The following is an 11,804-nucleotide window of genomic DNA, read 5'->3' as shown; positions in this document are numbered from 1 at the left end:
CGGCACGGTCACGCCGATTCCGCGCGGGCCGCCTCCGGGCTCAGGGCAGCCGGGCCGACTTCATCTGCCGGGATGCGTAGACGCTGGAGATGCGGACGCCGCCGAGCCAGCGGGTGAGCCGGTCGCACTCGACGTCGAGGGCGGCGCGCGCACCGGCCGGCAACGGGCCGCGGGGCACCACCGAGACCACGCCGGCGTCGTCCTGCACCCAGCAGCCGATGATCCGCCCGTTCCACCAGGCGGTGGTGCCGCCGTTGCCGTTGCTGTCGAAGAGATAGGGCACGTCGGCAGGGTCGAGATAGAAGTCGCGCTCCTTCCAGCCCATCGTGGTCGGGTCGAGCACCGGGAGCAGCGCGGCCCAGTCGTCGACCGGCTCGACCGGGTCGAGGTCGTCGGGCAGCACCCACCCGGTGCCACCCCCGTCGAGGGACACCTCGACCGCGTCGACGTCGGCGAGTGCGCGACGGGCCGCGGTGACGGTCGACCCGAGCCACCACTGCACGTCGCGGGTGGTGCCGGGGCCGAAGGTCCGCAGCCAGCGGCGGACCAGCTCGGCGTAGCCTTCGTCGGTCGAGAGAGGCTCGGGCAGGTCACCGATCCACTCCCCGGTGGGCGTCCACGCCGCCCGCGACAGCCGCCAGTGGCCGTTGTTGACGCCGCGCATGATCAACCCACGTGCGCCGAGCCAGGTCAGCACGCGCGGGGCGATCGGCACCTCTCCGCCCCACTTCGCGTCGGGGTTGCCGACCATGACCTTGCCGTCGAGCTGCGGCACCGCCTCCCGGATCTGCGTGGTGGACCGCGGTGCGTCGGCCAGCAGCGCGAGCACGGCCTCCTCGGCGCGGGCCAGCCAGGCTGCTCCGTCGTCGTCGAGACCGGCGCGGACGACGTCCTTGCTGATCTTGGCGTGCTCCTGCGTGGCCACCCGCGCCGAGGCACTCCCCCACGCCGCGGGCAACAGGTCGCGAGGGAAGACGAACAGCGTGCGGCGCATCGCGAGCTGCTTGACCAGGGTGCGGTCGTCGTACAACGCGGCCTCGACGTCGGCGACCGACGAGTCGGACCTGGCCGCGACGGCGAGGTGCACGCTGGGCGGCTCCGTGGCGTGCAGGACGGTCATCGCCCGGGTGGCCGGGACGGGGCCGTCGACCCGGTGCGCGGGGGCGATCGCATGGCGCCTGGCGAGGCGGGCCCGGCGCTGGTCGTCGTCGATGTGGTGCATGACCACCAGCATGCCGTCCGGCGCCGACACCCGGCTCGGGCACGCCCGGTGCGGGGAACAGGTTTGTGGAGGCCAACTGTCGGATAGTCTGCCCCCGAATCACCAACCGCCATGGGCCACAGCCGACCCGGAAGGTCAGTACATGTCGAACCAGCCGCCGTACCCCGGCCCACCCGAGGAACCGACCCGTCAGACGGGCGGCCAGCCGCAGAACCCTTACGGGCAGCCGCAGCAGCCTCAGAACCCGTACGGCCAGCCGCAGCAGGGCAACCCCTACGGGCAGCCCCAGCAGCCTCAGAACCCGTACGGCCAGCCCCAGCAGGGCGCACCGCAGCAGGGCAACCCCTACGGACAGCCCCAGCAGCAGAACCCCTACGGCCAGCCCCAGCAGGGCGCACCGCAGCAGGGCAACCCCTACGCGCAGCCGGGCCAGCAGAACCCGTACGCGCAGCAGGGTCAGCAGCAGTACGGCGGCCCGCAGCAGCAGTACGGCCAGCAGTACGGCGCGCCCCAGGGCGGCGGTTCCGGCGGCGGCAGCAAGAAGAAGTGGCTGATCCCGGTCCTCCTGATCGTGCTGATCGCGGCAATCGTCGGCGCCGTCTTCGGTGTCATGGCCCTGACCGGCGACGACGACAAGGACTCGGGCGTCGCCATCGACGACCTGACGGCCGGCACCTGCATCAGCAGCGACGACATCGCCGACGGCAGCGGCACGATCGACTCCATCGAGGAGACGAAGTGCGACGAGGACCACGACGCAGAGGTCTTCGCCACCTACGAGCTCAGCGGTGACGACGCCAAGGAGTTCGACATCGACGCTGCGGGCAGCAAGTGCGTCGAGGAGCTCGAGAGCAAGGGCACGTCGTTCGACGACCTGGCCAGTGACGGCAACGAGGTCCGCCCGCTGGTGGGCAGCGACGACCCGTCCGAGGGCGACCAGGTCGTGTGCTTCATCCGCAACAGCGACGGTGACGCACTCACCGAGCAGATCGTGTCAGGAGACAGCGAATGACCCAGCCCCCCTATCCGGGTTCCGAGGGCGAGTCGGGCGACCAGTCCGGCAACAACGACCTTCCGCCGACGCACCAGCCGTACGGCCAGAAGAACGACCCGCCGGCCTACGGTGGCGACCAGCCCGCCTACGGCCAGCAGCCCTACGGCCAGCAGCCGGCGTACGGCCAGCCTGCTGGTGACCCGTACGGCGCCTGGCAGGGCGGCAACGACGCCGGCAAGGGCACCGACGGCCTCTCGATCACCGCCTTCGTGCTGAGCATCGTGTGCTGCTTCCTCGGCATCATCGCGGTCATCCTCGGCATCATCGGCCTGGGCCGCACCAAGAACGGCCAGCGCAAGGGCCGCTGGGCTGCAGTCACCGCGATCATCCTCGGCATCATCGGGCAGCTGGCCGCGATCGGCATCGGCATCGCCATCTTCGTCGTCGCCAGGAACACGGTCACCCTCGACAACGCCGAGGTCGGCCAGTGCGTCAACGTCGACAAGGACGGCGACTCGGTGATGATCACCAAGAAGGACTGCTCCGACGACCACGACGCCCAGATCGTCCACGTCGGCAAGTTCGAAGAGGTCGAGAACTCCGGCTTCATGCCGTCCAACGCCGACGACGTCACTGACGCGGGCATCGCGCTCGGTGTCTGCTCGACGCTCGTGGGTGACCAGGCCGCCACCATCGAGGAAGACCTCGACGGCAAGGTCGAGTACGGCATCGCCAACGAGGACAACAGCCCCTCGTCCGACGAGAAGTTCCTCTGCTACGTCGGCCGCAGCGACGACGAGAAGCTGGACAAGAAGATCGGTTGAGCGACTCACCCGCTTCAAGGAACGGCCGTCGGAGCTTCTCCGACGGCCGTTCTGGTCATCGCGTCTCGGGCAACTTGCTGATCCTTGGCGCGATCGTGATGCTGGCGCTCAACCTGCGTCCGGCCGCGGTCAGCGTCGGCCCCGTGCTCGCCGAGGTCTCCGACGGGCTGGCCATGTCGCACACGCTGGCCGGCGTCCTCACCTCGCTGCCCGTCGTGGCGTTCGCCGGCTTCGGCGCACTCGCCCCGGGGCTGGCCCGGGCCGTCGGCGTCCACCGGGTCACGCTGCTCTCCCTGGTCGTGGTCGCGGCCGGCCTGGGGCTCCGGGCCGTCGTCGACTCTCCCGCTGCCTTCCTCGCGCTCTCGATGGTGGCGCTGGCCGGCATGGCCGCCGCCAACGTGCTGCTGCCCTCCCTGGTCAAGCTGCACTTCCCCGACCGGGTCGGCGCAGTCACCGCCATCTACACCACCGCCCTGGCGATCGGCCTGACCGGTGCCCTCACCCTCACCGTGCCGATCGCCGACACGTACGGCGGCTGGCGGATCGGTCTCGGTGTCTGGGCGATCGTCGCACTGGTGGCCGCACTGCCCTGGCTGTTCATGGTCGGGCACGACCAGCACCCCGACGCCGAGCCGCATGACATCCGGCTCGCCCAGGTCGCCCGCACCCGGCTGGGGTTGGCGATGGCGCTGTTCTTCGGGCTCCAGTCGCTGCAGGCCTACGCCGTCTTCGGCTGGTTCGCCCAACTGTGGCGCGACAACGGCTACTCCGCGACGCATGCGGGGCTGTTGCTCGGCGTGGTGGCGGCGGTCAGCATTCCGCTGTCGTCGTGGATCCCCGCGGCCGCTGCTCGCCGTACCGACCAGCGCGGCGTGCTGCTGGCCGTGATGGCCTGCTACCCCGTCGGGTACGTCGGCCTGATGCTGGCGCCCCACTCGCTCGCCATCCTGTGGGCGCTGCTGGTCGGCATCGGCGCCTGCACGTTCCCGCTGATCCTGACCATGATCGGCCTGCGCTCAAGGACTCCCGCGGGCACCGCCGCGCTCTCCGGATTCACCCAGTCCGCCGGCTACCTGCTCGCCGCGGTCGGCCCGTTCACGGTCGGCGCGATCTACGACGCCACGGGCGGCTGGACCTGGCCGCTGGCCTTCCTGCTGGCGCTGACCGTGCCGCAGCTGCTGATCGGGCTGTACGCCGCCCAGCCCCGCTTCATCGAGGACGAGCTGTCGCGACCCGTGCATTCTTGATGCGCGAACCGTGGGTTCTTGACGCGCCAACCGTGCGTTCTTGACGCCCATCGACCTGCCCGGGTCACCAGCGCTCGATCAGGCCTTCGGGTCGCGCGGGCGGGTCGTACGGCTCGGGCCAGAAGTCGGTGACCTTCGTGATCAGCCCGGCATCGTCGAACTCGAAGAAGGCCTGGGCGTCTCCGGCCTCGCTGCCGTCGAGCCGCCAGGTGAACCAGACGACTGCCTGGGTCCCGTCGCCGATCACGACGTACGGCGTCAGCTCCCACTCGCCGGGGTAGGTGCGGTTGAACTCGAGATAGCCCTCTCGTCCCGCGATCCGCTCACGGGTCTGCGGCATCTCGTAGACCACGTCGACGGTCATCAGTGCAGCCCAGGCCTCCCAGTCACGCCTCTGTAGGGTCTCGACGAAACGGCGGGCCAGGGCAGCGGTGTCGGTCATGCCGCACAGCCTAGAAGGCCCGGCACGCCCGGATGGCCGATGACTTCGGCCGCGAGAGTTGCAGTTCGTACGCGTTCACGCAGGAGACTCGTACGAACTGCAACTCTCGGTGAGCGATGGACCGGGCCCGCGGTCAGACGACGGAGAGCGGCAGGAGCCTCTGGCCGGTCGGGCCGATCTGGATCTCGGTGTTCATCTCGGGGCAGACGCCGCAGTCGTAGCACGGGGTCCAGCGGCAGTCCTCGACGTCGATCGACTCGGGGTCGAGCGCGTCCTCCCAGTCGGCCCAGAGCCAGTCCTTGTCGAGACCGGAGTCGAGGTGGTCCCAGGGCAGGATCTCGTCGTACTCGCGCTGGCGGGTGGTGAACCAGTCGAGGTCGACGCCGGTGCCCTCGAGGCCGCGCTCGGCGGCGGACTCCCAGCGCTCGAAGGAGAAGTGCTCGCTCCAGCCGTCGAAACGACCGCCGTCGCGCCACACCTCCTCGATGATGCGCCCGACCCGGCGGTCACCGCGCGAGAGCAGGCCTTCGATGATGCCGGGGCGACCGTCGTGGTAGCGGAAACCGATGGCGCGGGCGAACTTCTTGTCGGCCCGCACGGCGTCGCGCAGCTTCTGGAGACGGGAGTCGGTGGTCTCGTGGTCGAGCTGGGAGGCCCACTGGAACGGGGTGTGCGCCTTCGGCACGAAGCCGCCGATCGAGACCGTGCAGCGGATGTCGTTGCGACCGGAGACCGCGCGGCCCTCGGCGATCACCTTCTTCGCCAGGTCGGCGATCTCGAGAACGTCTTCGTCGGTCTCGGTCGGCAGGCCGCACATGAAGTAGAGCTTCACCTGGCGCCAGCCGTGGGAGTACGCCGCGGAGACCGTGCGGATCAGGTCTTCCTCGGTGACCATCTTGTTGATCACCTTGCGCATGCGCTCGGAGCCGCCCTCGGGCGCGAAGGTCAGGCCGGAGCGACGCCCGTTGCGGGAGAACTCGTTGGCCAGCGAGATGTTGAACGCGTCGACGCGCGTCGACGGCAGCGAGAGCGAGACGTTGGAGCCCTCGTAGCGGTCGGCCAGGTCCTTGGCCACCTCGGCGATCTCGGTGTGGTCGGCGCTCGAGAGCGAGAGCAGGCCGACCTCTTCGAAGCCGGACTTGCGGATGCCGTTCTCGACCATCGCGCCGATCGTCTCGATCGACCGCTCGCGGACAGGGCGGGTGATCATGCCGGCCTGGCAGAACCGGCAGCCGCGTGTGCAGCCGCGGAAGATCTCGACGGAGAAGCGCTCGTGCACGGTCTCGGCCAGGGGCACCAGCGGCTTGGCCGGGTAGGGCCAGGCGTCGAGGTCCATCAGCGTGTGCTTGCGGACCCGGTCGGGAACACCCGGCCGGTTCGGGGCCACGGAGCCGATGCGGCCGCGGTCGTCGTACGACACGTCGTAGAACTTCGGCACGTAGACGTTGTTGCTCTTGGCCAGGCGCAGCAGGAGCTCGTCGCGCCCGCCGGGACGGCCCTCGATCTTCCACTCCTTGATCACCTCGGAGATCGCCAGCACGATCTCCTCGCCGTCGCCCAGAACGGCCGCGTCGATGAAGTCGGCGATCGGCTCGGGGTTGAAGGAGGCGTGTCCACCGGAGAGCACGATCGGGTCCTCGTCGGTGCGATCGACCGCGTGCAGCGGGATCTGCGCCAGCGACAGGGCGTTGAGCATGTTGGTGTAGCCGAGCTCGGTCGAGAAGCTCAGACCGAAGACGTCGAAGGAGCGCACCGGGCGGTGGGCGTCGACGGTGAACTGCGGGATCGGGCCGTGCGCGTCGCCCTCGCGCATGATCTTCTCCATGTCGGGCCACACCGAGTAGGTGCGCTCGGCGACGATCCAGTCACGCTCGTTGAGGACCTCGTAGAGGATCGCGACGCCCTGATTGGGCAGGCCGACCTCGTAGGCGTCGGGGTACATCAACGCCCAGCGGACCGTGGGTCCTTCGGGCGCGCAGTCCCAGTCCTTGACGGTCGAGTTCAGCTCGCCGCCGACGTACTGGATCGGCTTCTGCACCGAAGGAAGCTTCGGCTCGAGACGTGAGAACACGGACTCGGGTGCGGTGATGGTGGCGGGCACTACGTAACCTCTCGGGGGCGCAAGGGGACGACAGACAAGGGTACGCCGGGGTGTCGGTGACCGCGATTCCTCGACCGGCGCCACCGGCCGTCCCGATCCCGGGCGCGGCATGCCCCGCCCGTGCGACAGCCGGACCCTCCCCAGATTTGGGGACGCCCGACCCGAGGGTTCCTGCGACGCTGGACGTGGAATGAGAGCTGTGGGTCCCGTGAACGTCCGACCGGAGCACGCGGCGTACCTGCCCCGCTTCCTCCCCCGATGGGCGGAGACCACCGAGGGCCTGGTCCACCGTGAGGTCGACGCGAGCCTCGTCATGTTCGACATCAGCGGCTTCACCAGGCTGACCGAGCGCCTCTCCGGGCAGGGACGAGCGGGCGCCGAGGAGCTCAGCGAGGTCCTCGACACCGTGTTCAGCGCGTTGGTCGTCGAGGCCGAACGCGAGGGCGCCGACCTGCTCAAGTGGGGCGGCGACGCCGTGTTGCTGATGCTCGACGGCGACGAGCACGCACCACGGGCGGCCCGTGCCACGCTCGGCATGCACCGGGTGCTGGCCAAGGTCGGGCACCTGAGCACCTCCGTGGGGCGGGTGGTGCTGCGTGCCTCCAGCGGCATCGATTCCGGCATCACACACCTGGTCCTGGCCGGAGACCCACTGGTGCACCGGGAGCTGATCGTGCTCGGCCCGACGGCGAGCGAGGTCTGCCGGGTCGACGCCAGCGCGGAAGGTGGGCAGATCGTGGTCAGCCCGGCCACCGCGCGGCTGCTGCCGACCGCGTCGCTCGGGGCGCAGGAGCCCCGCGGCCGACTGCTCAACGCGCTGGCCGGGGCGACTGCCGCTCCCCCGCACCCGACGGCCCCGATCCCCTCGGAGGTGGTCGCCTCCCTGTTGCCTCCGCAGTTGCGCACGCACCTCACGCGCACGCACGAACCCGAGCACCGCGTGGTCACCGCCGCCTTCGTCCTCTTCGACGGCACTGACGACCTCCTGCGCGAGCAGGGACCCGAGCACCTGGCCCGGGCGGTGGACGAGCTGGTGCGCAACGTGCAGGGCTCGGTGGCCAGGCACGGGGTCTCCTTCCACGAGACCGACATCAGCATCGGTGGCGGCAAGTTCATGCTCGTGGCGGGAGCGCCGCTCAGCACGGGCGACGACACCGATCACCTGCTCTCGACCGTTCGGCTGATCCTCGACCGGGCCGGTGAGATCCCGATCCGCGCCGGCATCGCACGTGGTCGCGTGTTCACCGGCGACCTGGGTCCCACGAGCCGGCGCACGTACTCGGTCAAGGGTCACGCGGTGAACCTGGCTGCACGCCTTGCCTCCAAGGCGGCCCCCGGTGAGTTCCTCGCACCCAGCGAGCTGCTCCACCACTCTCACCGCGGGTTCGACCTCACCACCCGGGCGCCGCTGGCCCTCAAGGGCATTGCCCGTCGGGTCAGCACGGTCGCGGTGGGCTCACCCCGCGGCGGGGAGGACTCCAGGGCCGCGACCGTGCTGGTCGGTCGCGAGGCCGAACTCGACGTCCTCACCTCGACTCTCGACCGCCTCGGCGGGGACAGCGCGGGCGCCGGACGCACCGGTGGCGCGGTGGAGATCGTGGGCGACCCCGGAATCGGGAAGACCCGACTTGTCTCCGAGGTGCTGTCCGGGGCGGACGACTTCGCGACGCTGGTCGGCTCGGGCGACCACGGCGGAGCCCAGGCCCCCTTCGGCGCCGTGCGCCCCCTCCTGGTCACCGCCCTGGGAATCGGTGGGCTCCGGGACCGCGTCGTAGCTGCCACACGGGTCCGTGACCGGGTCGACCGCGCGGCCCCGGAGCTGGTCGCGAGGCTGCCGCTCCTCGACGCGATCCTCGACGTCGGACTCGTCGACGTGCACGACGAGGTGGCTGCCCTGGACGAACAGTTCCGTAGCGAGGCCCTCCAGCAGCTGGTGATCGACCTGCTCGGCGCGCTCTTCCACGACCCACTCCTCCTTGTCGTCGAGGACACCCACCTGCTGGACGCGGCCAGCGGCGAGATCCTGTCGCGGATCGCGGCCGAGACGGGGCGTCGTCCGTGGCTGCTCGTCACGTCCTGTCGCGAGGACTCCGGAGGATGGCGGTCACCGGACGCCGAGCGAATCATGCTCGGACCGTTGGACACGAGCTCGGCTCGCACTCTTGCCGAGGTGGTGACCGCCGAGGCCCCATTGCCACCCGCCGCTGCGGAGGCGCTGGTACGCCGAGCCGGTGGCCACCCGCTGTTCCTACGCGAGCTCACCCTCGCTGCCGTACGAGGGGACGACCTCGGCGAGCCACCGGAGTCGGTCGAGGAACTGTTCGCCGTCCAGCTCGACGGCCTCCCCGGTGTCGACCGGGCGCTGCTACGTCGAGCCGCGGTGCTCGGCGACTCGTTTCCGCTGGGCCTGCTCGGCCGGATGCTGGAGGAGCCCGGCCGCGCACCCGTGGGACTGTCCGTCCTTCGTCGGGCGCTCGGCCGGCTGGACGGGTTCGTGGTCTCCGAAGAGGGCGGGCGGATGGCGTTCCGACATGCGATCCACCGGGAGGTGGCCTATGCCGGCCTCCCCTTCCGGACCAGGGCGGCGCTCCACGTCCGCGCGGCCGAGATCCTCGAGGAGGACCCCGGGGTGGCCGCCACGCACCCCGAGCTGCTGGCCCACCACTTCTTCGCCGGCGGCCGGTTCGAAGAGGCGTGGCGGCACGCCCGCAATGCCGGGCGTCGCGCCAACGAGCGCTTCGCACCGGCCGCGGCGGCCGACGCGTTCGCCCGCGCCGCGCAGGCCGGCCGCCGCAGCCACCAGGTCCCGCCCGAGGAACTGGCCAGCGATCTCGAGGCGCTCGGTGATGCGCTCTTCCTCTGCGGCCGTTCAGATGCCGCGGACACCGCCTATCACCAAGCCGGCTGGGCCAGTGGGCACTCCTCCTCCGGCACGGCACTGCTGATGCTCAAGCTGGCCAAGGTCGCGCAGCGGCAGGGGCGCCACTCGCTGGCCCTTCGAAGGCTGACCCTCGGCCTGCGCAGCGCCGGCGCCTCACCCGACCCCGACTCGGCGGCCCATCGGGCCCGGATCCTGGCCCGCCGGGCCGTGGTGCTGATCAGCCAGGGACGGTACGGCGCCGCCGAGGTCGCCGCACGGGAAGCCGTGGCTGTGGCCTTGCTGGCCGACGAGACGGACGCCCGCGCCCAGGCACACCTCGTGTTGCACAGCGTTCACCTCTTCACCGGCACCCCAGACCTCGACCACCACGGCGAGGCCGCCCTGCGACTGTTCGAGGAGACCGGCGACCTGGGTGGTCAGGCGCACTCGCTGAACAACCTCGCGATGCGCAGACTGCTCCAGGGCGACTGGGCCCAGGCCCTCGAGATGTTCGGCAGGGCCGCGGCCATGTTCGCCAAGGTCGGCGACGCGGCCAATGAGGCCAACGCGTCCTACAACCGGGCCGATCTGCTCAACCGTCAGGGCCGGTACGCCGAGGTCGCCGTGCAGTTGGAGGGGGTCATGCGGGTGGCCCGGGCGGTCGGCGACGAGGAGCTCGTCGGACTCGTCCTGCGCGAGCAGGGTCGGGCGCTGTCCAGGGACGGCCGGCCCGAGGGCCAGGCGCTCCTGCTGTCCGCCCGCGCGCTGCTGGACGGTTTGGGCGAGCCGCACGAGGTGACCGACACCGACATCGCGCTTGCGGAGGCGCACCTCATGGCGGGGCGCCCCCGCCCGGCCCTCGACACGAGTGCCGCGGCCATCGCAGCCGCCCGGGCACTCGGCGCCGTGACGCTGCTGCCCTCGGCGTACCGCATCCGCGCCGCGGCACTGATGGAGCTCGACGACCTCCCCGGTGCCGCGCTGGCGCTGACCGAGGGCCTCGAGCTCAGCTCGGCGACCGAGCTCGCGCACGAGCGCGGGTTCCTCAGGGTTGTGGCCGCTCGTCACGCCACGCTGACCGGGCGGGGCAACGGCTGGCCGACCCCCGCCGAGGCCCAGCGGACCCTGGAGGAGCTCGGGGTGGTCAGGGTGCCTCTGCCGTGGCCCACCGGCACGTGAGCGTCACGGGTGGCTGGCGCGGATGTCGAAGTCGAAGAGGAGCACGCTGAAGAGGTCTCCCGCGCCGTCGCGGTTGCTCTGCACCGCGTCGAGGCACACGGTCTGGTCGTCGCCGAGTCGTCCCTTGGCCGGGCACTGCGGGGCCTGGGCGAACGCTCCCTGGTTCGTCACGTCCACCAGGAGCGGGAACTGCCCCACGCCTCCCTTGCCGCACAGCGACTTGTCGCAGCCGATCACGAAGGACGCGGGCGCCACCTTCGTGTAGAGCGGCGCGCCCGACCCGTCCTTGAGGTCGACGGCGGCGGTGACCAACCCGGCCTGGTTCGTCGGGTCGGTGATGCAGGCGAGGATGCCGGTGCAGGCGCCCACGGACATCAGGATCTGGCCGTTGGCGCCGTTGGGCAGCTGAAGGTAGCCGCAGACCGGGGCGGTGGCGGTCGGGACGGCGCATCCCGGGTCGGTGACCGTCGTCGGTGCACCCGGCGTGCCGCCGGCGCGTACGGCCGTGGCGGCGACGTCGATGGTCGCCCCTCCGGGATCCAGGTCGACCCCGGAGGAGACGGCGACGTCCAGGACGACGCCGTTGCCGAAGGCGGAGTAGGTCGCCGTGATCGTGGTGCGGGACCCGCCCCTCGGGATCACCCCGCTCGGCCTCCCGGACAGCGCGCCCGGGCCGGACTGCTCCGACAGGACGACGGTGGTCGCCTTGGTGACCGGCAAGGGGACGCCCTGGGGGTCGCGCGCCTCCACGACGACAGAGAAGGGGCGCCCCTTCACGGCACCGGCGAGGCCCGTGCCGGCGTCGTTGACCGCCACGACCACGAGGGAGCCCTTCGACTGGCCGCCGACAGCAGACTGCGACACCACACCGGTCAGGGTCGCGGCCACGACGAGCGCGAAGACTGCCATGAGGCGGAGTGGACGACGAGCTGAGT

At 71.0% G+C, this 11,804-nt stretch carries 8 protein-coding genes; 4 read left to right on the top strand and 4 right to left on the bottom strand.

Features of this window, described 5'->3' with window-relative positions; all coding sequences use genetic code 11:
* Positions 1–40 precede the first annotated feature (40 nt).
* Positions 41–1,222 (bottom strand): winged helix DNA-binding domain-containing protein, encoded by a 1,182-nt coding sequence (locus ASH02_RS07640; RefSeq protein WP_057294778.1) that lies wholly within the window; start codon positions 1,220–1,222, stop codon positions 41–43.
* A gap of 142 nt (positions 1,223–1,364) precedes the next feature.
* Here ASH02_RS07640 and ASH02_RS07635 point away from each other — a divergent pair, with 142 nt between their 5' ends.
* The 3 genes from ASH02_RS07635 to ASH02_RS07625 are packed head-to-tail and all read left to right on the top strand — an operon-like array spanning position 1,365 to position 4,287.
* The gene (locus ASH02_RS07635) at positions 1,365–2,234 is read left to right on the top strand and encodes a hypothetical protein (RefSeq protein WP_056892284.1); all 870 of its coding nucleotides are present in this window, start codon (positions 1,365–1,367) and stop codon (positions 2,232–2,234) included.
* A complete protein-coding gene (locus tag ASH02_RS07630) occupies positions 2,231–3,040 on the top strand; it encodes a DUF4190 domain-containing protein (protein ID WP_056892283.1) in 810 nt (269 codons plus the stop codon). The genes ASH02_RS07635 and ASH02_RS07630 overlap by 4 nt, the downstream gene beginning before the upstream one ends.
* Positions 3,037–4,287: a CynX/NimT family MFS transporter gene (locus ASH02_RS07625; RefSeq protein ID WP_235539011.1), complete on the top strand. Its 1,251-nt coding sequence runs from the start codon at positions 3,037–3,039 to the stop codon at positions 4,285–4,287. Before ASH02_RS07630 ends, ASH02_RS07625 begins: the two co-directional genes overlap by 4 nt.
* A 64-nt stretch (positions 4,288–4,351) precedes the next feature.
* Here ASH02_RS07625 and ASH02_RS07620 read toward each other — a convergent pair whose 3' ends face one another.
* Positions 4,352–4,729, bottom strand: a complete 378-nt coding sequence (locus ASH02_RS07620; RefSeq protein WP_057294523.1) for a nuclear transport factor 2 family protein — start codon at positions 4,727–4,729, stop codon at positions 4,352–4,354.
* Between the two features lie 133 nt (positions 4,730–4,862).
* On the bottom strand, positions 4,863–6,830 hold the full coding sequence (locus ASH02_RS07615) for a TIGR03960 family B12-binding radical SAM protein (protein ID WP_235530201.1): 1,968 nt from the start codon (positions 6,828–6,830) through the stop codon (positions 4,863–4,865).
* Positions 6,831–7,038: 208 nt separating this feature from the next.
* Between ASH02_RS07615 and ASH02_RS07610 the strand changes: the two genes are divergently transcribed.
* Positions 7,039–10,869: an adenylate/guanylate cyclase domain-containing protein gene (locus ASH02_RS07610; protein WP_162254305.1), complete on the top strand. Its 3,831-nt coding sequence runs from the start codon at positions 7,039–7,041 to the stop codon at positions 10,867–10,869.
* Positions 10,870–10,872: 3 nt separating this feature from the next.
* Here the strand turns inward: ASH02_RS07610 and ASH02_RS07605 are convergent, their stop codons facing one another.
* A complete protein-coding gene (locus ASH02_RS07605) occupies positions 10,873–11,778 on the bottom strand; it encodes a hypothetical protein (RefSeq protein ID WP_056892280.1) in 906 nt (301 codons plus the stop codon).
* Between the last annotated feature and the right edge of the window lie 26 nt (positions 11,779–11,804).

Source organism: Nocardioides sp. Soil796, from assembly GCF_001429525.1.
In the GTDB taxonomy this organism is placed as follows: Bacteria; Actinomycetota; Actinomycetes; order Propionibacteriales; family Nocardioidaceae; genus Nocardioides.
This window is presented reverse-complemented; position numbering and strand designations above follow the sequence as displayed.